The following is a 24747-nucleotide window of genomic DNA, read 5'->3' as shown; positions in this document are numbered from 1 at the left end:
ACTGAAAGACTATATTGATGAAAACATGCCAGAGTACGATGTTCGTGTTTCTGTACTGGGTCACATGCAACGTGGTGGCTCACCATCTTGTTTTGATCGTGTGCTTGCCAGTAGGATGGGAGTAAAAGCAGTAGAATCCTTATTGGAAGGAAAAACCAATTATATGGTTGGAATCTTGGACAATAAAATGGAGCTAACATCCTTGGATAAGGCCGTTAAAGGAAAGTCGGAAATAAATATGGAATTGCTTCGTGTATCAGATATCATGACCACTTAGGATTTCAAAATGATAAGAATTAATAATAACAAAGAATAAATAATCATATAAGAATGTCAAAATTAAAATTAGGAATTAACGGTTTCGGAAGAATAGGAAGACTCGTATTTAGAGCAGCATTAAAACAGAATATTGAAGTTGTAGGTATCAACGATTTATTGGAAGTTGATCATTTGGCCTATTTGTTGAAATACGACTCTGTACATGGCAGATTTGATGGAACCATTGATATAAAAGATGGACAATTAATAGTAAATGGAAAAACCATTAGGGTCACTTCAGAAAAGGACCCAAGAAACCTTAAATGGAACGAGGTTCAGGCAGACGTAATTGCAGATTGTACTGGTGTTTTCAAGACTTTGGAAACGGCTCATTATCACATTGAAGCTGGAGCAAAAAAAGTTGTGGTGTCTGCTCCAAGTAAAGACATCCCTATGTTTGTTATGGGTGTAAACCATAAAGACATCAAGGCTTCAAACATCATTGTATCCAACGCCTCTTGTACCACAAACTGTTTGGCTCCTATGGCTAAAGTCATGGATGACAATTTTGGTATAGAAGAAGCCCTTATGACAACCATTCATGCCACAACAGCATCACAATTTACAGTAGATAGCCCATCCAGAAAAGATTTTCGTTCAGGAAGAAGCGCTTTGGTCAATATCATACCTGCATCCACAGGAGCAGCTAAAGCTGTTGGAAAAGTCATCCCAAAATTAGATGGAAAATTAACAGGCATGGCGTTTAGAGTGCCAACGGCAGATGTGTCTGTTGTCGATTTAACCGTGAGAACCCAGAAAGAAACCTCTCTCGATGAAATTAAAGCAGCTTTTAAAAAAGCTTCAGAATACGAAATGAAAGGGATTCTGGGTTATACCGAAGAAAAAGTGGTGTCTCAGGATTTCGTGGGTGAAACAAGAATTTGTGTCTTTGATGCAGATGCAGCCATTGAATTAAACTCAAAATTTTTCAAACTGGTAGCCTGGTATGACAACGAATATGCTTATTCGGTAAAACTAGTGGAATTGTCAGAACTTGTTCATTCGTTATAAACGTATTAACTTTTTAAATTCCATATGCTGTTTTAATTAATAGTATGTGGAATTTTTATATTTTTAACTCATGATATTAATTGTTGACAGTGGTTCTACAAAAGCAGATTGGATGTCTGTGGATTCTAAAGGACATCGGCTTTTGGATAAAATTCAAACCAAAGGACTCAATCCTGCCATTTTAAATGAAAAAGAACTTCAAGATGTCATTCTTTCCAATGCTAACTTAATATTCCATAAATCTGAAGTAACCCATATATTTTTTTATGGTGCAGGTTGTGGGACAGACAAGCCAAAACACTTGCTTAAGCAGGTGTTGGAATCCATTTTTACTCAAGCAAAAGTAGAAGTCCAAGAAGACACGTTGGCAGCAGTAAGGGCAAGCATAAATCATGAAAATGAAGCTGCAGTTGTGTGTATTTTGGGAACAGGTTCCAACTGTAGCTATTTTGATGGTAAGAACCTGCACCAACGGGTAGAGTCCTTGGGTTATACCATTATGGACGATGCAGCCGGAAATTATTATGGCAGACAGTTACTTCGTGATTATTATTTTCATCATATGCCAAATTCGTTAAAAACAGCTTTTTCACAAGCCTATGATGTAGAAGCAGATACCATTAAATTCAATTTATACAAACAACCAAACCCAAACGCTTATTTGGCTTCTTTTGCTGAATTCATGTTTTCGCATAAGGATTCGACATATATAAAAAACCTCATTAAACAAGGGCTTCGTACGTTTTCTAAAAACATGGTTTTGCAATTTTCCGAAGAAATAAAAACAGTTCCAGTACACTTTGCTGGTTCCATAGCTTTCCTGTCTAAAGAAGAAATTTTTGAAATTGCCGAAGAATTCAACTATAAAGTTGGAAATATTGTTAAACGTCCCATAGAAGGACTGGTAACTTATCATATAAATCAATTACATTCATGGAAATAGCAATTATAGCTCACGATGGAAAAAAAGCTGAGATGGTTCAGTTTTTAAATGAACATAAAGAGATTCTGCTTCAAAAAAATATTTCCCTGGTTTCAACTGGAACAACTGGAAAAAAGGTTAAAAAGGCAGGCTTTGAAGTTTTAAGACTACTTTCAGGCCCTTTGGGTGGAGATGCGCAAATTGCTGCAAGGGTAGCTGAAGGCAAATGCAACATGGTTTTGTTTTTTAGGGATCCCTTGGAAAAACATCCTCATGAACCAGATGTGCTCATGCTCATGCGTCTTTGTGATGTGCATGATGTCCCTTTAGCAACCAATCCTGCCACAGCTGAGTTATTAATGAAAGGTTTGTAAATTTATTCTGTATAAACCCTGTTTTCCTGTTCCGCAACCCGAATAAAAGTGGTTCTTTTGGTCAGTTCTTTTAATCGTTGGGCACCAACATAAGTACAGGTGCTCCGCAAGCCTCCTAAAATGTCCTGAAGTGTGGTTTCTACCTCGCCTTTGTATGGTACTTCAACGGTTTTGCCTTCACTGGCTCTATATTCTGCTACGCCACCAACGTGTTTGTCCATGGCTGTTGCAGAGCTCATTCCATAAAACTGTTTGTACTTTGTGCCATGTCTTTCAATAGTTTCTCCACCACTTTCCTGATGTCCAGCCAACATGCCTCCAAGCATCACAAAATCGGCTCCAGCACCAAAGGCTTTCGCCACATCTCCAGGAGTTGTACAACCTCCATCGCTAATTATTTGGCCTCCCAATCCATGAGCGGCATCAGCACATTCTATAATGGCGGAAAGTTGCGGATAACCAACACCTGTTTTTACTCGTGTGGTACATACGGAACCAGGACCAATGCCTACTTTAATAATGTCTGCTCCAGACAACAAGAGTTCTTCTACCATTTCCCCTGTAACCACATTTCCCGCAATTATGTTTTTTTTTGGATATTGTTCCCTGGTTTTCTTCACAAAATTTACAAAATGTTCAGAGTAACCATTGGCCACATCAATACATATAAATTTTAAGTGAGGATGCAATTTAAAAATAGTGGCTAATTTTTCGGAATCCTGTTTTCCAGTTCCTGTGCTTATGGCAATATAATCTTCAATTTGCTCAGGAGCATTTTTTAAAAACTCTTTCCATTCCGGAATGGAATAATGCTTATGTATGGCAGTAAACAACTTATGTTTACTTAATGCCCTAGCCATTTCAAACGTACCAACAGTGTCCATGTTGGCTGCCATGATTGGGATGCCATGCCAAGGTAACTGACTGTTTAAGAAAGTGAAATTCCGTTCCAGATTTACTTGAGACCTACTTTTTAAAGTGGAACGTTTGGGTCTTATCATCACATCTTTAAAACCTAATTTAATGTCTTGTTCTATGCGCATCTTGTCAATGGGTTTGGTTACTTTCAAAAATACAAGTTCTTGGAAAAAACTCCTTTGAAAAAGTAAAATTTAAAAACTCATTTATTAACAATATGTTTATAGAAACTAAATTACTGAATAGATGTTTTTGGTTTGAATTTCATTTTAGAAAGAGTAACTTCGTTTCCTAAATATTTTCTAGACCCTCTATATTATGAAGTTTAATAACTTGCTGTTTTATGTGATTTTATGTTTTATGTATGTCACTAGCCAAGCTCAAAAAAACAATCTTTCAAAGCTTACCATTCCAGAAATCATGCAAGGAGATGGATTTGTGGGACATTTACCATCTCATGTTAATTGGTCCAATAATAGTGACAAGATCTATTTTGATTGGAATCCGGAAGCAGCATTAAGCGACTCGCTTTATTTGTATCATCTAAAAAACGATAAATTTTCTAAAGTAGATTTTGAAACAGAGTATGCATTAGCGTCTTTTGATTTTATTTTCAACACTGACAAAACAAAGAAAGTTTACACAAAACATGGAGATGTTTTTTTGGTTGATGTTTCATCCAATAAAACCCTACAGGTAACACAAACAATGGATTACGAAAGTCAGGCCCATTTTACAGATAACGATAACAAAATAGCATATGTTAATGAAAAAAATATCTACACCTGGGATTTGGAAACAGGAACAACAACCCAAGTCACAAACTTTGTTAATAAGGAGAAGACTGAAAAACCTAAGAGTGAGAAAGACATTTGGTTAGAAAAAGATCAGTTGGAATTATTTGAGGTTTTAAGAACACGTAAAGAAAAATCTGATAAGCACGATAGCTTGATGACCCGTTTTGACACTAAAAAACCTTTAAAGATTGTGCTTGACGGAAAATCTGTAATAAACCAAAAAATGAGTCCAGATGGTAAGTATGTGACTTACGTAACTGCAAAAAAGCCAGAAAACAAAAAAACCATCATGCCTCATTACGTAACGGAATCTGGTTATACCGAAAATGAAAACACGCGTTCTAAAGTAGGGGATGAGCCTACTGAATATAGTATGTTTGTTTATGATATTGCAAACAAGAATAACTATCCTGTTGTTTTGGATAACCTAGATGGTTTGGATTATATTCCAGAATACACCAAGGAGTATCCTGATAAACCATATAAAAACGATAACCGAATTGGTTATATTTCCGGACCTACTTGGAGTCCAGATGGTAATTATGCCGTTTTGGATATTATTGCCAACGATTATAAAGACCGTTGGATTGTTTTATTGAACGTTGAAGATGGCACTATAGAAAACCTAAATCATCAGCATGACGAAGCTTGGATTGCTGGTCCTGGAATTGGAGGTTACGGAGGAGGCGTTTTAGGTTGGATGCCAGATAATAAATCTATTTGGTATCAATCTGAAAAAACAGGCTATTCGCATTTATATACTTTGAATGTGAATTCTAAAAAAGAAAAAGCACTTACAGCAGGTTCTTTTGAAATATATAACCCACAGATTTCAAAGGATCAAAAACGTTGGTATTTTACTGCCAATAAAAATCACCCTGGAGATCGTCAATTTTACAGTATGCCAATTCAAGGAGGTACAATTACAGCATTAACAGAGCGCATAGGTAACAATGAGGTTGTTCTGTCCCCAGACGAAAAGCAAATGGCAATCTTGTATTCCTATACAAACAAGCCAACAGAACTATATGTAAAGGCAAATCCGTTGTTTGCATCAAAAGCAACTTCTCCTAAACAGATTACCTATTCTACAACTAAAGTTTTTAACGACTATCCATGGAAAGACCCAGAAATCATTAGCTTTAAAGCAGACGATGGAGCACAAGTCCATGCTAGATTGTACCAGCCAAAAACTGAGGTTAAAAACAAAGCAGCTGTTATTTTTGTGCATGGAGCAGGATATTTGCAAAATGCCCATAAATGGTGGAGCAGTTATTATCGTGAATATATGTTCCACAATTTATTGGTTGATAATGGTTATACTGTGTTGGATATAGATTATCGTGGAAGTGCAGGCTACGGAAGGGATTGGCGAACAGGGATTTACAGACATATGGGAGGAAAGGATCTATCTGACCAAGTAGATGGAGCTGAATATTTAATTAAGAATTATGGCATTGATGCTGATAAAATTGGTATTTATGGTGGTTCTTATGGTGGCTTTATAACACTTATGGCCATGTTTAATGAAGCTGAAACCTTTAAAGCTGGAGCTGCTATTCGTTCTGTAGGGGATTGGGCAGCCTATAATCATGGGTATACAGCAAGAATTTTAAACACTCCAGTAACTGATAGTTTAGCATACAAAAGAAGTTCACCTATTTATTTTGCCGAAGGTTTGCAAGGCGATTTATTGATACTGCATGGCATGATAGACGATAATGTACACTTTCAGGATATGGTTCGTTTATCGCAACGTTTAATTGAATTGGGAAAAGAAAACTGGGAAATGGCCATATATCCAATAGAACGACATGGTTTTGTAGAACCAAGTAGCTGGACAGATGAGTATTTAAGGATTTATAAGCTGTTTCAAGAGAGTTTGCTTAAAGAATAAATCTAATTAGTATTATTACTTAAAAAAAATCCCATACAATAATGAAAAAAATAATACTAGTATTTTGTTTTTTTTCAACTTATGCGTTTTCTCAAAGTGAAGTTGAATCATATCTAATTAATAATATTGATTCAATTCAGAAAGCTATTAATTTGGATAGTTTTGGAAAATTGGATGCAATTCAAGGTATTCGAATCTGGTCAAACAGTCAGGTTGTTGAATTATATAAAAAAGACGAAAATATATATCTAGGCTGTATCATTAATTTTATAGCTCATTATAATTTTGAAAATGAATACGTGGATTATGTTTATGAAGAAAGCAAACTGTCTTCTAAACAAGCCAAAAAACTATTAAATCAAATTAATTTTGAAGAATTGAGATATTTAAATGCTTCAAATAATATAGAAGACAATAATCTAAAAATTGAAGGACTTTATAATTATATAATTGAATTTGGTTATAAAAATGAAATTAAAAGATATTCCTATTGGTTATCTACTAACAATGAATATGAAGTTCATGGAGTGCTAAAAATAAATAACATTCATAACTTTTTAATTAAGACTATTTCAAAACTTAAGCTAATAGAAAAGTTTAATAAGTTTAGAAATCAACTACCAAAAGGTATTTATGTTAATGGAAAAATGGTGTTTTATAAAACCTTCTAATTTCCGAATAATTATATGAAAGCCTGAGACATATATTTATAAAACGCACGCATAAAAAAGCTATAGAGTTTATTTACAGTTTTGGATATAGACAGTATAGTTGGCTAAAAGTTAAAGTTTTTTGAAATAACTTTAATAAATTGTCCAGACAAGAGAAAAAAAGCATCTACTTTAATTACTTTTTTGAAAAGTAGCTTAAGCTTATTTACAAGCCATCATGCTAATTTCTACATTTACAAATTTTGGTAAGTTGGCAACTTCTACAGTTTCACGAGCTGGAGCAGTAGCTTCATTGAAATAAGTTGCATACACCTCGTTTATTTTAGAAAAATTGTGCATGTCGCTAATAAAAATAGTGGTTTTAAAAACATTTTCAAAAGTCATGTCAGCAGCTTTTAAAACAGCTTTTAAGTTTTCCATAACCTGTTTGGTTTCCGTTTTTATATCGTCTAAAACCAATTCCATGGTTATAGGGTTTAAGGCTATTTGTCCAGATGTGTATAAGATATTGTTTACTAAAACAGCTTGATTGTACGGTCCTATGGGAGCAGGTGCGTGAGATGTATTTATTATTTTTTTCATGACCTATGTGTGTTTTAAAATTATAATTGCTTATCTGGTTGTCTTCTTTTATCGTATTTAAGATCTTTAAGCAGATTGGATTTTATGCCAATAAAGAAATTCCAAGAGGCTCTATCACTAAAAGGGATCCAGTTAAAACTCATTCTCCAACTCAATAAATCCCTTTCAAATCGTAAAGAGGTATAAGTAAAGCCATTGTTTTTAAAATCGTAACCGGAGGAGGCTCCAACTTTCCAACGAGGAGATATTTCAACATCACCAGAAAACATTAAGGAATGTGATGAAATTTCATTTTCTCTTCTGGAATTGGAGTAGTTCACGGCATAAGCTAGGCGTAAGCTCCAAGGGATCACAGTGGTATATAAATCGCTTGGTGTTTGGTTTTCCTCATCGTCATCTTCATAGAAGCTAGGGTTTTCGTAATCTAAGGAGCGTCCAAACATATCGTCTGCTCGACCACCACTTCTTAAGGTTTCTTCGTAGCTTTCTTGTGTTTCACCTCCAGAAAAGGTAGAGTTTGAAAGGGTATAATTCATGGTAACATTGGCACTTGTTAGCCTAAACAAACTACCTCCATTATCAATATTCCACATATCCACAAGATTGTTATTGTTGTCCAATGCATATGGATTTAGGGTAGCTCCAAAATTCACAGACATTTTATCTTTAAGCAGTTGTGTACTTCCAGAAATCCTCATTGGACTCCAGTTTAAAGAGTCTGCAGCAATATCATAGCCTGTACTGAAATTTAGGTTGTCCAATATTTTGATTTTTCTAGGTTCTGTTTGCGTGGAATCTTTGTCGCGAACCTTCATTTCTATATTGTTTCCCAATGCAAATCCAACAGTATTGGAATAATTTTTATTTGGAGCTCCAAAGACAGAACCTTCAAATTTGGAGTATTCAACTTGTTCCGATGTTAAACCATCTGCACTTATTACTTCGTAAGTATCATAATACTGATCAAAAGAAGGATTGATGGTATAGCTAATGGAAGGTCTCATAATATGCCTTAGCTTTTTTATTTTTCTATCTTCACCTTCCTTCTCAAAGTTGAACATTCCATAAAGTGTGGTACCCAAACTAGCATTGAAATTATAGGTTCTATAGGAAGCAAACCCATTGTTTTCATTGGTAATAACCTCCCTCGTGGTTTGGTCGTAATATTTATCCACTGTTTTAAAGGTCCAGGTTTCGCTATAGTTTGTGCCAGCACTCAGACTTAAATATTTAAAAACTTTAAAATTGGTTGTAAGAGGAATGCTATGGTTTATGCCGTTTTGGGCATCGTCCCACATTTCTTTCTTAAAGAAAAGCGAATCTGTGGTTTGGATCCTGTTTTCTGCCCTAATGTTATATTGAAAGTTGATGTTTTCTATAATTCCTTTTTTGGATCCTACTTTTGGCTCAAACGGATAAATTCTACTTACACTTGCCTGAAGGGTAGGCAGTGTCATGTTAATGCTTTCTGTATTGGTGTTTTGTGAATGTGTGGCAGCAACACTTAAGTTTACCTGTGGTTCCCCTTGAAAAGTTTTGGAATAAGAAATGGAGGAAGCCATGGTGTTGTTAAGAAAACTTGGTGAGTTAACTTGATTTATGGACTCTTGATAATACTTGCTGCTTCCAAGGTTTACAGATGCTGAAAATCTGGAATTGGGACTGGATTTTCCATCTTGGGTGTGAGACCACCTAATATTGTATATGGAAGTTTTGGAATAGTCTGGAAATCCACGTTCACTATTGATGAGGTTTTCGTACCTAAAACCTAAATTCCCCGTAAATTTATAACGTAAGGCATAGTTGCTTTCAAAACGTAACCCATAACTGCCATTGGTGTAATAATCCCCTAAAACAGCTAAGTCTATATAATCGCTAATTGCAAAATAATAACCACCATTCTGCAAGAAATAACCACGACTGCTTTGCTCACCAAAACTAGGGATTAAAACTCCAGAGGTTTGTTTTTTTGTTAAAGGGAAAAAACCAAAAGGCAACCCAATAGGTGTTGGTACATCTGCCACAACCATGTTGGTAAGACCTACTACAATTTTTTTTCCTGGTACCAATTTAATTTTATTGGCTTGAAAATAATATTCTGGGTTTTCTATGTCTTTGGATGTGGTAAAACGACCTTTATATAAAAAGATAACGGAATCGTTTTCTTTTTTGGTGATTGGCGCATATATCTGCATGCCTTGTTGTTCTGTTTTCGATTTAAAAATCAAGGCTTTTTCAGTATCGTAATTAAATCTTATGGAATCTGGTTCAACCAAATTGTCTCCTTGTTTAAAAGAAGGTCGTTGTGAGTAAACACCTGCAGAATCCTTAATGCGTCCAGCATATACTTCTTTTTTATTGTAATCTATAACAATAATTCCAGCTTTCAGTTCCATGTCCTCAAAATATACTTCAGCTTCATTATATAAATAAAGCTTTTGCTCCTTCATGTTAAATGAGGTGTAGTCTTTGGCCTTATAGGTAACTGTGGCGCTTAAGAGTTCTGGTTTTGGCTTTACAGAATCTTGTAAGGTGGAATCCTGACCAACTTCGGAAACCTCTAGTTTTTCTAAGGTGTTTAAATTTACAGAAACGGTATCCTCGACTTTTTCTGGTGAGACTGTACCTCCAGATTTTGGAATATCTTGAGCGAAGCCAAAAGTGTTGATAAACACTGTAAAACTTAAGGCAAAAAGTATGTAAAAGTTGTTTGTACGCAACGCTTTTAAATGTATTTTTGTAAAAGTATGGCTCGGTTTTTGAATTGCCAAAATTACATATATTTTTTGTGATTAATTTAATATTCACAAAAATTCGAAAATAAACTTTTACTTAATTAAATTGGGTAATAAACTCGCTCTATAGCTGTTATTATTATATGAAACACTTAAGCTGCATCTTTAAAAGTTTAAAACGTACAATGCTTTGTGTGACATGTTGATAATTATAAAAAACAATAGATATTATTTTATGAAATCGAAATTGATATTACTTTTTTTATCTGCTTTGTTTGTTTTGTCAAATTTCAGCAATTCCTTGCTTGCACAAGATAACTCAAATAAGTTTGTGGTGGTTTTAGACGCTGGTCATGGAGGTAAAGACCCAGGGAAACCATCTAAAGAAGGTTATAAGGAAAAGGATATTGCCCTTAAAATTGCCTTGGAAGTAGGAAAAGAATTGGAAAAAAATCCAGATATTAAAGTGGTTTACACCAGAACAAAAGATGTTTTTGTGGATTTGTTTAAAAGAGGTAAAATTGCCAATGAGGCCAAAGCGGATTTGTTTGTATCCATTCATTGCAATGCACACCATACACAAGCCTATGGCTCTGAAACCTATGTTCTGGGAATTCATAGAAACGATACCAATTTTAATGTGGCCAAAGCAGAAAACGAGGTAATTTATTTGGAAGACGATTACGAGAAAAACTATGAAGGTTTCGACCCAAATTCCCCAGGTTCCTTCATCGGTTTAACACTCATGCAAGAAGAGTATTTAGATCAAAGCATTTTATTGGCCAGTTTAATACAGGATAAATTTACAAATGTCTTAAAACGTAAGAATAGAGGTGTTAAACAGGCTGGATTTATCGTCTTGCATCAAACAATCATGCCTAGTGTTTTGGTGGAAACAGGCTTTATTACCAATAAAGCTGAAGGAGCTTATTTAAACTCCAATAAAGGACAAAAAGATATGGCTACTGCCATTGAAAAAGCCATCTTGGATTATAAAAATGCCATATACCAAAATGTGGACGATTTTGTTTATCAGGAAACCCAAACAGAAGAAACATTAAGTACTGAACCTGATGAAATTTTTAAAAATGTGGTATTTAAAGTCCAAATAGCAGCCAGTTCAAAAGAAATTGAATTGAAACCATACAACTTTAAAGGACTGGAAGATGTAACAAGGGATAAAATAAATGGCTTATACAAATACTTTTATGGTTATACCTCAAACTATACCAAGATCAAAGAATTCCAGAATTATGCAAAATCCAGAGGATATGTCTCTAGTTTTATTGTGGCATACAAAGATGGAAAACAAATACCTTTGGAAGAAGCACTAAAATCAACTGCAAATTAGAGCCATTCTTTATAATTTTATTTCTAATTTTGTTAGGTAACTAAATTTATACAATTTGAAACTATCTAGAGAAGTTAAAACGGCTATTTTGGTCATATTTGGAATTCTGTTCTTTATTTTTGGCTTTAATTATTTAAAAGGTAAAAATTTATTCAATGTTTCCGACGCTTACTATACCGAATTTGATTATAATGGTTTAACAACAGCCTCTCCTGTTACTATTAAAGGGAATAATGTTGGTAAAATCAACAAGATAACATACATTGTTGAAACTGGTAAAACCAGAGTGTCTTTTACAGTTGATGACGAATTGAAATTCTCTAAAAACAGTAAAATGAGACTCTATCCTTTAGGTCTCTTGGATGGCAACGGACTTGCCATTATTCCTGCTGATGACGACCAAATTGCCGAAGATGGCGATTTCTTGCAGTCTGAAGTGGAACCTGGTCTTATTAAAAACCTCTCCGAAAATTTTTCTGGTCTAAGTGAAGGCTTGGACGACACTTTAAAATCTGCCGATTCCCTTTTGGTAAGTATCAACGGTTTAGTGGAAGACGATTCTAAAGAAGGTCTTAAACACGCTATTAAAGAGCTTAATTTAACCTTAACTTCTTTTAAAAACCTCTCTGGTTCCTTTAACTCCTTGATTGCCAAAAACCAAGACAGTTTAACACAAGTTATCAGTAACTTTAACTCAATTAGTAAAGACTTGGCAGTGTTATCAAACGATTTAAAGGATGTTGAAATTTCCAAAACCATTTCAAGTCTTGATACCACTTTGCTACAAGTGAATGCCCTTTTGGCAGATATGGAAAATGGTGAGGGAACCTTAGGGAAATTGCTAAAAGACGACAAACTTTACCACAATTTGGAAGTGGCATCACAACAATTAAGCGAATTGCTTCAGGATGTAAAGTTAAATCCAAAACGCTATGTTAATGTATCTGTTTTTGGAGGAAAAAATAAAGAAGAATACGTAAAGCCAGAAGACGAAAGACAATAACTAACCTAATCTTATTATGAATTACCTTCCAAACATATTATTTGCTATAGCACTTATTGCTGGACTAGGGTTTTTTGCCAGAAATGTTAAAAAACTTATTAGAAACATCAAGTTAGGACAAGCTGTAGATGTAAGTGATAATAAAAGCCAACGCTGGAAAAACATGGCAAGAATCGCCTTGGGACAAAGTAAAATGGTTAAAAGACCCATTGCTGGATTCCTACACGTTATTGTATATGTTGGTTTCATTATCATCAATATTGAATTGTTGGAAATTGTTATCGATGGACTATTCGGGACTTGGCGAATATTCTCTTATTACCAAGAGCTTTATGGAGTTTTAATAGGTACTTTCGAAATTTTGGCAGTTTTGGTTTTAATTTCTGTTATCGTATTCTGGATTAGAAGAAACATCATTAAAATTCAACGTTTCTGGAAAAGTGAAATGACCAGTTGGCCAAAAAACGATGCCAATTATATTTTGTATTTCGAAATGGTATTAATGACCTTGTTTTTGGTTATGAATGCTACAGATATTCATTTTCAATTAATGAATTCCGGAAATGTGGTCAGTCAATATATAGCGCCTTGGTTCAGTGGTTTGTCAGAGCCAACCATTCATACCATAGAACGAGCAGCCTGGTGGTTGCATATTTTAGGGATATTGGTCTTTTTAAATTATTTATACTATTCCAAGCACTTACACATTCTTTTGGCTTTCCCAAACACTTATTATGGAAAAGTTAAACCTAAAGGACAATTAAACAACCTGGAATCGGTTACAAAAGAAGTTAAAATGATGATGGATCCAAATGTCGATCCATTTGCTGCACCACCAGAAGGAGCCGACGCCGAAATGCCTGCAAAATTTGGGGCAAGCGATGTCCAGGACCTATCTTGGGTTCAGTTATTAAATGCTTACACATGTACAGAATGTGGACGATGTACCAGTGAGTGTCCTGCCAATTTAACAGGAAAAAAACTGTCCCCTAGAAAAATCATGATGGACACTAGGGATCGTTTGGAGGAAGTTGGTAAGAATATAGACGCAAACAATGGCAAATTCAAAGACGATGGGAAACAACTTTTGGGAGATTACATAACTGCCGAAGAACTTTGGGCTTGTACCACTTGCAACGCTTGTGTGGAAGCTTGTCCAGTAAGTATAGACCCTTTATCTATTATCATTGATATGAGACGTTATTTGGTAATGGAACAAAGTGCTGCTCCAGTGGAACTTAACAATATGATGACAAATATTGAAAACAATGGAGCGCCTTGGCCTTACAACCAAATGGATAGATTGAATTGGAAGGACGAATAACGAATTCCTCTGCGTTTGCAGGAACCTTGTTTAAAAAACAGTGAATCTATAACAAATACGTTGTAATGAATTAATGAATTCGGATGGCTTTAAAAAGTCTAAATTTTTTCAATTTATTTAATCGTTAATAAGTGTCATATCCAAAGTAAACTATTAAAAGCCAAAATAATTAAAAAATAATCCTGCCTTTGCAGGAAGTTGAGCATGAAAAGAGAAGACGCAGATAAACTATTACATGAAAAAGTTGAAGCAGGAGAAAAAGTCAGTCCAATTTTGCCAAAAGACGTTAAAAATTATTTAATTGATATAGATGGGACCATTACAGACGATATTCCTAATGAGGAACCTGAACGAATGGCAACTTGTAAACCCTATCCAGATGCACTGGCAACCTGTAACAAATGGTATGACGAAGGACATTTAATTTGTTTTTTCACTTCAAGAACAGAAGATCATAGAGAAGTGACCACAAACTGGTTGAACAAACACGGTTTTAAATTCCATAGTTTGCTTATGGGAAAACCAAGAGGCGGAAATTACCATTGGATAGACAACCACTTGGTAAAAGCAACCAGATATAAAGGTAAGTTTACAGATTTAGTGGATAAAAAAGTGACCATTCAGGTTTTTGATGATGGTCATCATGAGTCATAAATTTTTGCAACTGCTTGTTAGCAAACAGCAAAGCATAAATTTTAAAAAATTAAAGCATTAACAACATGAGCGAACAATTAAAAGTGCCTACCATGGCACAATGTATGGCAGAAGGCAGACAACCAGAAATTCTTTTTTGGGTTGGAGCTGCTGGTAGTTACGACGATAGAGCAAAAAAAATAACCAAAGCTTTCGTGAAAATCCTTAACAAGGCTAATGTAGATTTTGCCGTATTGGGAACCGAGGAAAGTTCTACAGGAGATGTGGCAAAACGTGCCGGAAACGAATTTTTGTTTCAAATGCAAGCCGTTACCAACATTGAGGTTTTAAATGCTTACGAAATAAAGCGTATTGTTACTGCCTGTCCTCATTCCTACAATACCTTAAAAAATGAATATCCGGAGCTAGGAGGAAATTACCAGGTGCAACACCATACGGAGTTTATAAATGAACTGATAAAATCTGGACGTTTAACTATTGAAGGCTCCAACCAGTTAAGTGGCAAACGCATCACGTTTCATGACCCTTGTTATTTAGGTAGGGCAAATGATGTTTACGAAGCTCCAAGAAACCTGTTAAGGTCTTTGGGTGTGGATTTGGTAGAAATGAAACGCAGCCGAAATTCAGCCTTATGCTGTGGAGCAGGCGGTGCACAAATGTTTAAAGAACCCGAAAAAGGAGATAAGGACATTAATGTTTTGAGAACTGAGGATGCCATTGAAACCAACCCAAATATTATTGCTACAGGTTGCCCTTATTGCAATACCATGATGACTGATGGCGTAAAAGCCAAAGAAAAAGAAGACAGTGTTCAAGTGATGGATATTGCCGAATTAATTGCCAATTCCCAAAATCTATAAAATTAAAGCCATGAACTTACCATGTTAAAAAAAATCGCTTTCCTATTCGTTGTAATATCAACCAACCTGTCCATTGCTCAGCAACTCTCAAAGGACGAACTATTACATACAATGGCACAGGAAACCTGTAATTGTATTAATGCTAAAAATGTAGATTTTTCCAATGTAAATTCAGATACATTAGAATTGGAATTAGGATTGTGCATTTTAGAGAGCTATGGCAATCATAAAGCAGATGTAGATACATTTTTTAATTTGTCTTTTAATGATGAAAGCACCTTGATAAAGCTGGGAGAAGACATTGCTTACAAGATGATGAATGAATGTCCAAAAATAATTATGGCAATGGCAGGCTCATACATGGAAGAAGATGGATTTAACGATGTGCCTCCTCCACCTGCACCAAAAAATCTTGAAGATCTTAACATGGAAGCAAAATTGGTGTCATTAAACAATGATGCTGTGTCCTATATAATGGTAACAGATGAGTTCAATAAAGAACATATATTTATTGTGTCTGAACAATTTGAAGATTATTCCCTTCTCAATAAATCAAATTATAAAAAGAATTTCAGGATTTTCTACAAAGAAGAGGAATATTTCGATTTGAGCGAAAAACGTTATGTTTTAAAAAAAGTTATTAAATATTTAGAATTGATTTAAAAATCCCTCTGAAAAGAAAAAACATGTTAGTAGATTTTAACACCTTACCCCAAGAATCCAAAGTATGGATATATCAGTGCAACCGTTCTTTTACAGATCAAGAGCTTAAAGAAATAGAGGCAAAGCTGGATGTTTTCCTTGAAAACTGGACAGCTCATGGTAGCGATTTGCAAGCTGGTTATAAAATTGTTTATAAGCGTTTTATTGTCATTGCTTTAAATCAACAGCATGGAACAGCCACAGGTTGTTCTATTGATGCCTCAGTACATTTTATTCAACAATTGGAAAAAGAGTATCAAGTAGATTTGTTGGACAAAATGAACGTTTCTTATAAGCAAGGGGATTTTATTGCTTATAAAACCTTGACAGATTTTAAACAAATGGCCAAGGATAGGGCTGTGTCCAAAAACACCATAGTATTTAACAACTTGGTTGTGAATATTGCAGAATTTAATGAAAATTGGGAAGTTCCTGCCAGCGATAGTTGGCACAGCCGATTTTTAAAATAATTTTTTTTATAATAACAAAGTTATACAAAAGCCTGAATTTTAATTCAGGCTTTTTTTATGGCTTAAAACTCTTCAAAACTTTTAAAGCTTCCATCCGAATAAAAAATCACAATACGTTCTATGGTTTTTTCTTTGGAAGTGTTTTTTTCGGTTTGCTTTATTTCTGAAACAACAGGTTGGGATCTTGTTTCCTTTACATTATTTCCAAAAGGGATTTCAGCTTGCAATTTTTCTTCAACAGGAAATTGTCCTTTTCCATTTAACAACCAATAGAGTTCAACTTCTGGGAAAGAGGAGAGCACTTTCAACACAAAATCCAAACTCGGTTTATTTCTACCGGAAAGTATGTGTGAAATACTGGAACGTTGTACACCAATTTTTTCAGCGAAAGAAGAGGCACTTTCGTTGTAATAATCCATGACTTTTTGAAGCCTTTTTGAGAATTCTTCGTTGTTTATCATTGTAAACTATAAGTAGGTGGTTTTGTATTTACAAATGTAACAATTAAACAGATAGGTCACTAAATATATTTAAAATTTAACATAAATCACATCATGTAATACTTTATATAAAATAACTTAATCAACTGAAATACATATAACTAAAATTATAACAGAATAGTTAGTGTGTTTTTATGATTTTTCTGTAAACAAACCACATCTTTAAACTATTTCATGTTAACCATTGTAAACAAAAAAGGATATTTTTACTGTTTACATTTGTAAATTGTTATTTGTTTACATTTGTAGCAAACCATTTTAAATGACTTCCTCCTTATTAAAAAGCTTATTCGATTTGCACAAAGAATCCTCTCTTGAAAATCGATATATCCATCTGGAGCATATAACTCCATTAATTGAAAATTTAAAAATGTCATTTCAAGTTGATGTGATTGGGCATTCGGTTTTGGGTAAACCTATTCATGTAATAAAAATTGGAACAGGTCCAAAAAAGATTTTGATGTGGTCCCAAATGCATGGCAATGAAAGTACAACCACAAAAGCAGTTTTTGATATCTGTAATGTTTTTAATGATGGCTCCAATAGTATTATAAAGCATATCTTAGAGACATGTACTATGTTTTTGGTACCTATGTTGAATCCAGATGGTTCCAAATTATATACAAGACACAATGCAAACAACGTGGATTTAAATAGAGACGCCAAGAATCTTTCACAGCCTGAAAGTCGGGTTTTAAGGGACCTGTTCCAAACTTTTAAACCAGATTATTGCTTTAATTTGCATGGACAACGCACCATATTTGGTGCAGGAAACACAGCCAATTCGGCTACTTTATCTTTTTTGTCACCTGCTCAGGACCAGGCTTGTTCCATAACGGAGACTCGCAAAATTGCCATGGAGGTAATTGCCGCTACCAATAAGGTGTTGCAGGAACAAATTCCCAATCAAATTGGCAGATATGACGATACGTATAACGATAATTGCGTAGGAGACACCTTCCAAACCCTGAATTGCCCTACCATTTTGTTTGAAGCTGGTCATTTTGAAAACGATTATCAACGTGAAATCACTAGGTTTTATATGTTTCAGGCCATTTTGTATAGCATATACTATATTTCAGCGACTAGAATTACAGGAGAAGGATTTGAACCTTACTTAAATATCCCTGAAAATTTTAAAAATCATTTTGATGTTCTTATTAGACAGGCCAAAATAATCAAGCATCCTGAAGCACAAGTGGTGGATGTTGCCATTCAATATCAAGAAATTTTAAAAAACAACACGATAGAGTTTGTAGCCAAAGTTGAAAAAATAGGGGATTTAAGCACTTATTTTGGACATAGGGAACTTTCAGCCGAAGGCTTTGAATTAGTTTTGGAAAATGGTTTGAATATCACTGAAGGTCTTGAAGTAGAATATGTTATTATTGACAGTGTTAAATATTCAATAAAACTTACATAATCTTTGATTTTGATAGATAAAATCAAATAATAATATGTTATTTTTGCCTTTTATTTAATAAAACATATAAAATGGCAAAATTTAAGTTGGATGAAATAGATCATCAAATACTAGATATGTTAATTGAAAATACAAGGGTTCCTTTTACTGATATTGCTAAAAATCTGTCAATTTCAGCAGGAACTATTCATGTAAGGGTCAAGAAAATGGAGGATGCAGGTATCATTAAAGGCTCTTCCTTGACTTTGGACTACAAAAAATTAGGGTATTCTTTCATTGCTTATGTTGGAATTTTTCTTCAAAATACATCTCAAACCAAATTTGTTTTGGAACGTATTAACGAAATCCCTTTTGTAACTGTTGCTCACATTACTACAGGAAAATTTAACATTTTCTGTAAAATAAGGGCTAAAAACACTGAGCATGCCAAAGATATTATTTTCATGCTTGACGATATTGAAGGGGTTTACAGAACAGAGACCATGATTTCTTTGGAAGAAAGCTTAAACGACAAAAAGCGTTTAATGCACTCTATTTTTAATGATATGTAGTTAAAATTATAAGTATCTTTAAGACCTCTTTTACTTAAAAGAGGTTTTTTATTTTGTATGTATCATGCTGTATGTAACTGATTTACCTGAAACGGAATACGTCCAATTTTATGCAAATTATATTAAGTTGGCAGGCAAAAAAGACTTGATTTCTGGATTAACTGCCAGTTTTAAGGAAACTTTGTCGTTTTTTGAGTCTATTCCCAACGACAAGTTGGAATATCGTTATCAAGACGGAAAATGGACTGTTAAGGATATCCTACAACATATAATAGATACTGAGCGTATTTTTGCCTATAGGGCTTTGCGTTTTGCAAGACAGGATGAAACTGTGTTGCCAGGTTTTGAGGAAAACCAGTATGCTGTTACAGCGCATGCCAACAAGAGAACGAAAGAAGATTTGTTGGAAGAGTACCAAACCGTAAGGCAAGCCACCATTTGTTTGTTTAAAAGCTTTAGTAAAGATATGTTTTTGCAAATAGGAAAGGCGAGTGGCGCTAATATGTCTGTTAGGGCTGTTGGGTTTGTAACAATTGGTCATGAAAAACACCATTGTCAAGTAATAAAATCACGTTACTTATAACTATTCCTCTTCGTCTTTAAAGGTTTCTGCTTTAATATCATCGTTAATAACTATGTGGCCAAGATCGTCTACCTCCACTTCTTCAATGCTTTCAAAATTGGTCATGGTGTAGTGTAGCTTGCTGCTTACCTTTACTAGGTAAATAGTGTCTTTTGTACGTACTTCAACAGCTTCTATAATTTCATTTTTGTGGTTTTCAAAGGTAATTACGTCGTCGTCGTCATAACCATCTGGAAACTTATCGGTTAGTAATTTTAGAAGCTTTGGAGTCAGTTTTTTAAAATCAACAATAACTCTTTTCATTACTAAAGGGTTTAAAAATTAATAAAAAATCTGTACTAATTTTCTCTAGCAATTTTTATAAAGTTACAAATAATTTGAATTGAATTTTAAGAATTGTAAAAATTAAAAGCATCAAAAATCAAGTTATTTTCCACTTGGCAGTTTATTTTGGGTTTTCCAATGGCCTCCAAAAGCACAAAATTGATTTTTCCATGTTCGTTTTTTTTATCGAATTTCAACAAATCGATTATGGGCTGTATGTCTTTGCCTGAAATTTTTGGTTGTCCAAAAACGTCCACAATAGTGTCTTTTATGTGTTGGCAGGTTTCGGTTGAAAAACCAGTTAGTTTTGTGGAAATAAAACTGGCCAATATCATCCCAATGGCTATAGCTTCGCCATGAAGGAAAGCTGTTTTGTCGGGCTGGCTTAAATAATAGGATTCAATGGCATGCCCAAGCGTGTGACCGTAATTAAGTGTTTTTCTTACATGGTGTTCCAATGGGTCTTTTTCCACAATTTGATTTTTAATGTCAATGGATTCATGAATCAAGACATCCAAATCGTCCAAACTAAGCTTTTCCAAGGCTGTGAATTTATTCCAATAATCTTCACTGTAAATTAAACCATGTTTGAGCATTTCGGCCAGTCCAGAGCGCATTTGGTTTTCTGGTAAGGTGTTTAGATAATTGATGTCTATTAAAACCATTTCTCCGGTATTTATTACGCCAATTTGATTTTTTAAATGTCCCAGATCCACTCCGGTTTTGCCTCCAATGGAAGCATCGACCATGGACAATAGGGTAGTTGGCACTTGAATATAGGCCATACCACGTTTAAAAGTAGAAGCAACAAAACCTCCAAGGTCTGTGATTACACCACCTCCCAAATTAATCAATAAGCTTTTTCTATCTGCTTCCAGTTCCGATAGCACATTCCAAACCCCTGAACAGGTTTCTATGTTTTTGTGGATTTCCCCAGCTTCAATTTCAATAATTTCAACCTCCAAGTCTGTTTCCAGATTGCTTAAAAAATAAGGCAAGCAAAATTCATGTGTGTTTTGGTCTACCAAAACAAAAATTTTGGAATAATTCGCCGTTTTTAAATGCGTGTTTAATTCGGTGTAACTGCTTGTTTTAAAATGAATTGGGTAATTGGATGTGTTAATGGAATTCATGAGGTTTTTTAGAAAAATAATGGGTGAAAATTATATCATTTTTTTTTAAAAACGTAAGAATACTATAATTATATTTGCAAATAATTTTGCAACATGTCTACAAAACAACTTTTCGACAATACTGAAATCGCTTTTTCGTTAAAAAGCAATTCAGAACTTAACAGAGCTTTTTTATTGTTTAAAATGATTTCTTACGAGCCCTTGGTAAAGGTAGGTAAGACTCTTACCAATTTTGCCATAAAAGCAAACCTTCCGGTTGATAGTGTTATAAGAGCAACGGTTTTCGACCATTTTTGTGGAGGTGTAAACGAAAAAGATTGTTTACCTGTTATTGATGCTATGTACGAAAAAGGTGTAAGCTCTGTACTGGATTTTTCGGTTGAAGGAAAAGAAGTGGAGTCTTTTTTTGATTCTGCGATGCAAAAAACTTTGGAGATCATTGAATTTTCACAAAACAAAGAAGCCATGCCTATAGCTGTGTTTAAACCAACAGGTTTTGGCAAACCTTACTTGTACGAAAAGAAAAGTGAAGGACAGCTTTTTACAGCCGATGAACAGGAGCAATGGAATAGAATAGAGGAGAGATATGACAGGGTCTGTAAATTGGCCAAGGAAAAGGATGTGGAACTGTTAATTGATGCCGAAGAAAGCTGGATGCAACAAGCCGTTGATGATTTGGTGACAAACATGATGCAGAAATACAACACCGAAAAACCTATTGTTTACAATACTTTACAAATGTACAGACATGACAGGATGGCTTTTGTTAAAGCGCAATTGGAACATGCCAAAGCCAATGGTTATTACTTAGGTTATAAAATTGTTCGTGGTGCTTATATGGAAAAAGAAAACGAACGTGCCATTAAAAAAGGATATCCAACACCTATTTGTGAAAGTAAGGCTGCAACAGATGAAAACTTTAATGCAGCCGCAAAATTTATTTTGGACCACTTGGATACCATTTCACTTTTTGCAGGAACACATAATGAAGCCAGTAGCTATCTTATCTTAGATTTAATGAAGGAAAAGGGCATTGCCAAAAACGACAATCGCGTGTGGTTTGGGCAACTTTATGGCATGAGTGACCATATTAGCTTTAATTTGGCTCATCTTGGTTATAATGTAGCTAAATATGTACCTTTTGGGCCAGTTAAAGATGTGCTTCCTTATTTAATACGTAGGGCAGAAGAAAACACTTCTGTGGCAGGACAAACAGGAAGAGAGCTTATGTTGTTGACAAAAGAAAAAGCCAGAAGAAAAAGCTAAGGGTTTTAGGCAAATTTCCACCATTTCTTTTTCTTTGGATGATTGCCATAGCCATACCCATAACCATAACCTTTTTTATGATCTACATTGTTAAGCAAAATGGTCATGTTAGGCAACCTGTTTTCTGTGTACATACGTTGTGCCAGCTCCAATTGTTTTTTGGTTATATAATTGGCTTTTGCAACAAAAATAAATAAATCGGCATATTTGCTAATTAACAAGGTGTCTGTTACCAAACCAATAGCTGCTGTATCTACAATAATGTATTCATACTTTTCGGAAGCGTAATCAAATAATTCCTTTACACGATTGCTCATTAGTAATTCAGCAGGATTAGGAGGGATGGTTCCAGAAGGAATAACATCAAAATATTCATTATCCTTGTGCTTGAAAATAATTCCCTGAGGTTCTATTTTATGGTTGCCAATAAAATTTGTCAGTCCAAAATCGTTATCAACCGCTAGATAGTTTGTTGCTTTTGGAACACGAATATCTGTTTCTACAAGTAAAACTTTTTTTTCTGAAAAAGATAAAGACAAAGCTAAATTGGTTGCTGTATGGGATTTGCCTTCTTTGCTGGTAGTGGAAGTGACAAATATAACTTTAGCTCTATTTTCAATATTTTGGAGCATGAATTCCAAATTGGTTCTAACCATTCTAAATGCCTCAGCTTTTGGAGTGTAATCTACTTTTGAGATTAGCTTTTGGGTTTTTTTGGACTTTGGAATGTCACCAATAAAAGGAATGGTAACTTGTTTTTTAACATCGTTGATGTTGTGAACTTTATCATCCAGTAAATTCAAAAGATAAATAAGGGCCACAGGAATACCAAAACCTAGAATTAAAGCAGCTAGAATAATAACCGATTGTTTAGGTGCAACAGGTTTGGAAGAAGCATAGGATTTATCTACAATTTTAGCATTTGGTGAGGAAACACCGTGAGTAATGGCAGCTTCTTCGCGTTTCTCCAAAAGATATAAATACAATCCTTCTTTGATGTCCTGTTGTCTTTTTATATCCCTGAATTGTCTTTGTTTTTTTGGAGCTGAATAAATTTTGGAACTTATTCTTTGGTTTTCGGCCACCAACGAATTGTAATTCATTTCGTTGGTATGCTTGATGTTATTTAAACTCTGACTTAAGTTGGTCCTTAATTGATTGATTTGATTTGTTAAGTTTACAACTGTAGGGTTTTTTTCGCTGGAATTTTTTAAGAGCCTGTTTTTTTCCAATACCAGATTGTTGTACTGCTGCGTTAATTGTTCCACAGAATTGTCGGCAATCCCAATATTGGCAGGAAGTAGTTCTTTGTTGTCTATATCTTTGTCTATATGTTGGTTCATATAGTCTATAAGCTGAATCTGCATGGCAGTTTCAACCAATCTATCTTCATTCTGTCTTTCACTTTCCAAATAGATATTGGATTGTGTGGCCAAATCTGTAAGTTTGTTGGTTTTTTGAATGGTTTCGGCATTGGAATCCACACTGCCCAATTCTTCAGATACAATTTCCAACCTGTTGTTAATAAATTCAGAAGTGGCATCAACAACCATTTGTTTATCGTTTTGTACATCTTCATTGTACTTTTCAATTAATTTATCCAAGAACAGACTGGCTTTTTCCTGGACATTATCATTAATGGTTAAAGTAATGATGCTGGACATTTCTTGATGTCCAATAATCAAGTTGCTTTTGTATTTTGATACAACAGTAGCAAGAGGATTTATTTTTATTTTAATGTTTGAGCCAATTTTGGTAGCCGATTCGCCAATTCTAGGCGTTATGGTAATGGCGCCAAAACTCGTTGGGATGCTTTCTCCAAAGGCATACACAGTGCCTTCATCATCTAAATCGACATCTTCATTGTTTTTAAAATTAAGTTTTTCTGAAAAATTGATTCCTTTTAGAAGAAAATTGGTGGCAGATTGAATTTTAATATTGAACGTCGTGTCAATGGTATGGATGATGGAATCTGGCGCACTGAAATTGATATTGAGAGGTGGATTTTTGTATTCTTCGGTTGCTTTAATGCGACCTTCAACAAAATATTGAATATTGAATTTTAAGTCTTTGACTGCTTGTTCAATAATAATCCTGGATTTAATGACTTCAATTTCGTCCAGTACGTTGTTGTTTTCGGTTTTAAACAAGCCATAATTTTGTAATTGAGAGATTTCAGGCAGTGTTTTGTTGGCTTCTGTCTCTTTGATTTTGATTTTTGCATTTGCCTGATATTCATAATCTGCATAACGTAAATAAACTAAGGCAAAAGATATGGCAACTATAACACACAAAACAATAAATTTCCACTTATGTAAATAAGGTGTTATAACTTCTTTAAAATCAATATTTTGGTTCATGTTTTTTGTGCTCATTAA

The 24747-nt window shown here is 34.5% G+C and carries 24 protein-coding genes; 17 read left to right on the top strand and 7 right to left on the bottom strand.

The window, feature by feature from the left end:
* The 4 genes from AACY93_RS06050 to AACY93_RS06035 form a co-directional block, all read left to right on the top strand.
* On the top strand, positions 1-277 hold a 277-nt coding region (locus tag AACY93_RS06050), incomplete at its 5' end, for a 6-phosphofructokinase (protein ID WP_339611447.1).
* Positions 278-330: 53 nt separating this feature from the next.
* Complete coding sequence (gene gap / locus AACY93_RS06045; protein WP_339611445.1) at positions 331-1329, top strand: type I glyceraldehyde-3-phosphate dehydrogenase; 999 nt, start codon at positions 331-333, stop codon at positions 1327-1329.
* Between the two features lie 70 nt (positions 1330-1399).
* Positions 1400-2272, top strand: a complete 873-nt coding sequence (locus AACY93_RS06040; protein ID WP_339611443.1) for an N-acetylglucosamine kinase — start codon at positions 1400-1402, stop codon at positions 2270-2272.
* Positions 2263-2625, top strand: coding sequence for a methylglyoxal synthase (locus AACY93_RS06035; protein WP_007649347.1), 363 nt, complete (start codon positions 2263-2265; stop codon positions 2623-2625). Before AACY93_RS06040 ends, AACY93_RS06035 begins: the two co-directional genes overlap by 10 nt.
* 2 nt (positions 2626-2627) lie before the next feature.
* Here the strand turns inward: AACY93_RS06035 and AACY93_RS06030 are convergent, their stop codons facing one another.
* Positions 2628-3668: a GMP reductase gene (locus AACY93_RS06030; RefSeq protein WP_286853992.1), complete on the bottom strand. Its 1041-nt coding sequence runs from the start codon at positions 3666-3668 to the stop codon at positions 2628-2630.
* A gap of 193 nt (positions 3669-3861) precedes the next feature.
* On the opposite strand from AACY93_RS06030, the gene AACY93_RS06025 reads away from it, so the two are divergent.
* Positions 3862-6237, top strand: coding sequence for a prolyl oligopeptidase family serine peptidase (locus AACY93_RS06025; protein WP_286853994.1), 2376 nt, complete (start codon positions 3862-3864; stop codon positions 6235-6237).
* Positions 6238-6278: 41 nt separating this feature from the next.
* Positions 6279-6908 carry a hypothetical protein gene (locus AACY93_RS06020; protein ID WP_286853995.1) on the top strand — a complete coding sequence of 210 codons (630 nt, stop codon included), beginning with the start codon at positions 6279-6281 and terminating at the stop codon, positions 6906-6908.
* A 201-nt stretch (positions 6909-7109) separates the two neighbouring features.
* Here AACY93_RS06020 and AACY93_RS06015 read toward each other — a convergent pair whose 3' ends face one another.
* Both AACY93_RS06015 and AACY93_RS06010 read right to left on the bottom strand, forming a co-directional pair.
* Positions 7110-7490, bottom strand: coding sequence for a Rid family detoxifying hydrolase (locus AACY93_RS06015; RefSeq protein ID WP_286853996.1), 381 nt, complete (start codon positions 7488-7490; stop codon positions 7110-7112).
* Positions 7491-7510: 20 nt separating this feature from the next.
* Entirely contained in the window at positions 7511-10261 is a 2751-nt protein-coding gene (locus AACY93_RS06010) for a putative LPS assembly protein LptD (protein WP_286853999.1), read from the bottom strand.
* Between the two features lie 199 nt (positions 10262-10460).
* Here AACY93_RS06010 and AACY93_RS06005 point away from each other — a divergent pair, with 199 nt between their 5' ends.
* The 7 genes from AACY93_RS06005 (at position 10461) to AACY93_RS05975 (ending at position 16589) form a co-directional block, all read left to right on the top strand.
* Complete coding sequence (locus AACY93_RS06005) at positions 10461-11576, top strand: N-acetylmuramoyl-L-alanine amidase (protein ID WP_286854002.1); 1116 nt, start codon at positions 10461-10463, stop codon at positions 11574-11576.
* A 55-nt stretch (positions 11577-11631) separates the two neighbouring features.
* Positions 11632-12579 (top strand): MlaD family protein, encoded by a 948-nt coding sequence (locus tag AACY93_RS06000; protein ID WP_286854005.1) that lies wholly within the window; start codon positions 11632-11634, stop codon positions 12577-12579.
* 16 nt (positions 12580-12595) lie between these two features.
* Complete coding sequence (locus tag AACY93_RS05995) at positions 12596-13903, top strand: 4Fe-4S dicluster domain-containing protein (protein ID WP_286854008.1); 1308 nt, start codon at positions 12596-12598, stop codon at positions 13901-13903.
* Positions 13904-14107: 204 nt separating this feature from the next.
* Positions 14108-14557 (top strand): hypothetical protein, encoded by a 450-nt coding sequence (locus AACY93_RS05990; protein WP_007649330.1) that lies wholly within the window; start codon positions 14108-14110, stop codon positions 14555-14557.
* A gap of 65 nt (positions 14558-14622) precedes the next feature.
* Entirely contained in the window at positions 14623-15417 is a 795-nt protein-coding gene (locus AACY93_RS05985) for a (Fe-S)-binding protein (protein ID WP_286854011.1), read from the top strand.
* Positions 15418-15438: 21 nt separating this feature from the next.
* Positions 15439-16080, top strand: a complete 642-nt coding sequence (locus AACY93_RS05980) for a hypothetical protein (protein WP_286854013.1) — start codon at positions 15439-15441, stop codon at positions 16078-16080.
* Positions 16081-16103: 23 nt separating this feature from the next.
* Entirely contained in the window at positions 16104-16589 is a 486-nt protein-coding gene (locus tag AACY93_RS05975) for an ABC transporter ATPase (RefSeq protein ID WP_286854015.1), read from the top strand.
* Between the two features lie 62 nt (positions 16590-16651).
* Here the strand turns inward: AACY93_RS05975 and AACY93_RS05970 are convergent, their stop codons facing one another.
* A complete protein-coding gene (locus AACY93_RS05970) occupies positions 16652-17050 on the bottom strand; it encodes a helix-turn-helix transcriptional regulator (protein ID WP_007649320.1) in 399 nt (132 codons plus the stop codon).
* Between the two features lie 301 nt (positions 17051-17351).
* Here AACY93_RS05970 and AACY93_RS05965 point away from each other — a divergent pair, with 301 nt between their 5' ends.
* The 3 genes from AACY93_RS05965 to AACY93_RS05955 all read left to right on the top strand — a co-directional run bounded on the left by AACY93_RS05965 (position 17352) and on the right by AACY93_RS05955 (position 19646).
* Entirely contained in the window at positions 17352-18512 is a 1161-nt protein-coding gene (locus AACY93_RS05965) for a M14 family zinc carboxypeptidase (RefSeq protein WP_286854016.1), read from the top strand.
* A 71-nt stretch (positions 18513-18583) separates the two neighbouring features.
* Positions 18584-19063, top strand: a complete 480-nt coding sequence (locus AACY93_RS05960) for a winged helix-turn-helix transcriptional regulator (RefSeq protein ID WP_007649318.1) — start codon at positions 18584-18586, stop codon at positions 19061-19063.
* 64 nt (positions 19064-19127) lie between these two features.
* A complete protein-coding gene (locus AACY93_RS05955) occupies positions 19128-19646 on the top strand; it encodes a DinB family protein (RefSeq protein ID WP_286854020.1) in 519 nt (172 codons plus the stop codon).
* Here the strand turns inward: AACY93_RS05955 and AACY93_RS05950 are convergent, their stop codons facing one another.
* Both AACY93_RS05950 and aroB read right to left on the bottom strand, forming a co-directional pair.
* Positions 19647-19949, bottom strand: coding sequence for a hypothetical protein (locus AACY93_RS05950; protein ID WP_286854023.1), 303 nt, complete (start codon positions 19947-19949; stop codon positions 19647-19649).
* A gap of 86 nt (positions 19950-20035) precedes the next feature.
* Positions 20036-21103 (bottom strand): 3-dehydroquinate synthase, encoded by a 1068-nt coding sequence (aroB, locus tag AACY93_RS05945; protein WP_007649313.1) that lies wholly within the window; start codon positions 21101-21103, stop codon positions 20036-20038.
* Positions 21104-21196: 93 nt separating this feature from the next.
* Here aroB and AACY93_RS05940 point away from each other — a divergent pair, with 93 nt between their 5' ends.
* A complete protein-coding gene (locus AACY93_RS05940; protein ID WP_007649305.1) occupies positions 21197-22369 on the top strand; it encodes a proline dehydrogenase family protein in 1173 nt (390 codons plus the stop codon).
* A 5-nt stretch (positions 22370-22374) separates the two neighbouring features.
* Here AACY93_RS05940 and AACY93_RS05935 read toward each other — a convergent pair whose 3' ends face one another.
* A complete protein-coding gene (locus AACY93_RS05935) occupies positions 22375-24744 on the bottom strand; it encodes a tyrosine-protein kinase family protein (protein ID WP_286854026.1) in 2370 nt (789 codons plus the stop codon).
* Between the last annotated feature and the right edge of the window lie 3 nt (positions 24745-24747).

It is taken from the genome of uncultured Xanthomarina sp., assembly GCF_963971605.1.
GTDB classification, from domain to species: Bacteria; Bacteroidota; Bacteroidia; order Flavobacteriales; family Flavobacteriaceae; genus Xanthomarina; species Xanthomarina gelatinilytica.
Note: the sequence above shows the minus strand (reverse complement) of the source record. Positions and strands in the feature narration are given on the sequence as shown.

Coding starts and splice junctions, on each gene's coding strand:
- gap (WP_339611445.1), top strand. CDS start 331: ATGTCAAAATTAAAATTAGGAATTAACGGTTTCGGAAGAATAGGAAGA.
- AACY93_RS06040 (WP_339611443.1), top strand. CDS start 1,400: ATGATATTAATTGTTGACAGTGGTTCTACAAAAGCAGATTGGATGTCT.
- AACY93_RS06035 (WP_007649347.1), top strand. CDS start 2,263: ATGGAAATAGCAATTATAGCTCACGATGGAAAAAAAGCTGAGATGGTT.
- AACY93_RS06030 (WP_286853992.1), bottom strand. CDS start 3,668: ATGCGCATAGAACAAGACATTAAATTAGGTTTTAAAGATGTGATGATA.
- AACY93_RS06025 (WP_286853994.1), top strand. CDS start 3,862: ATGAAGTTTAATAACTTGCTGTTTTATGTGATTTTATGTTTTATGTAT.
- AACY93_RS06020 (WP_286853995.1), top strand. CDS start 6,279: ATGAAAAAAATAATACTAGTATTTTGTTTTTTTTCAACTTATGCGTTT.
- AACY93_RS06015 (WP_286853996.1), bottom strand. CDS start 7,490: ATGAAAAAAATAATAAATACATCTCACGCACCTGCTCCCATAGGACCG.
- AACY93_RS06005 (WP_286854002.1), top strand. CDS start 10,461: ATGAAATCGAAATTGATATTACTTTTTTTATCTGCTTTGTTTGTTTTG.
- AACY93_RS05995 (WP_286854008.1), top strand. CDS start 12,596: ATGAATTACCTTCCAAACATATTATTTGCTATAGCACTTATTGCTGGA.
- AACY93_RS05990 (WP_007649330.1), top strand. CDS start 14,108: ATGAAAAGAGAAGACGCAGATAAACTATTACATGAAAAAGTTGAAGCA.
- AACY93_RS05985 (WP_286854011.1), top strand. CDS start 14,623: ATGAGCGAACAATTAAAAGTGCCTACCATGGCACAATGTATGGCAGAA.
- AACY93_RS05980 (WP_286854013.1), top strand. CDS start 15,439: ATGTTAAAAAAAATCGCTTTCCTATTCGTTGTAATATCAACCAACCTG.
- AACY93_RS05975 (WP_286854015.1), top strand. CDS start 16,104: ATGTTAGTAGATTTTAACACCTTACCCCAAGAATCCAAAGTATGGATA.
- AACY93_RS05970 (WP_007649320.1), bottom strand. CDS start 17,050: ATGATAAACAACGAAGAATTCTCAAAAAGGCTTCAAAAAGTCATGGAT.
- AACY93_RS05965 (WP_286854016.1), top strand. CDS start 17,352: ATGACTTCCTCCTTATTAAAAAGCTTATTCGATTTGCACAAAGAATCC.
- AACY93_RS05960 (WP_007649318.1), top strand. CDS start 18,584: ATGGCAAAATTTAAGTTGGATGAAATAGATCATCAAATACTAGATATG.
- AACY93_RS05955 (WP_286854020.1), top strand. CDS start 19,128: ATGCTGTATGTAACTGATTTACCTGAAACGGAATACGTCCAATTTTAT.
- AACY93_RS05950 (WP_286854023.1), bottom strand. CDS start 19,949: ATGAAAAGAGTTATTGTTGATTTTAAAAAACTGACTCCAAAGCTTCTA.
- aroB (WP_007649313.1), bottom strand. CDS start 21,103: ATGAATTCCATTAACACATCCAATTACCCAATTCATTTTAAAACAAGC.
- AACY93_RS05940 (WP_007649305.1), top strand. CDS start 21,197: ATGTCTACAAAACAACTTTTCGACAATACTGAAATCGCTTTTTCGTTA.
- AACY93_RS05935 (WP_286854026.1), bottom strand. CDS start 24,744: ATGAGCACAAAAAACATGAACCAAAATATTGATTTTAAAGAAGTTATA.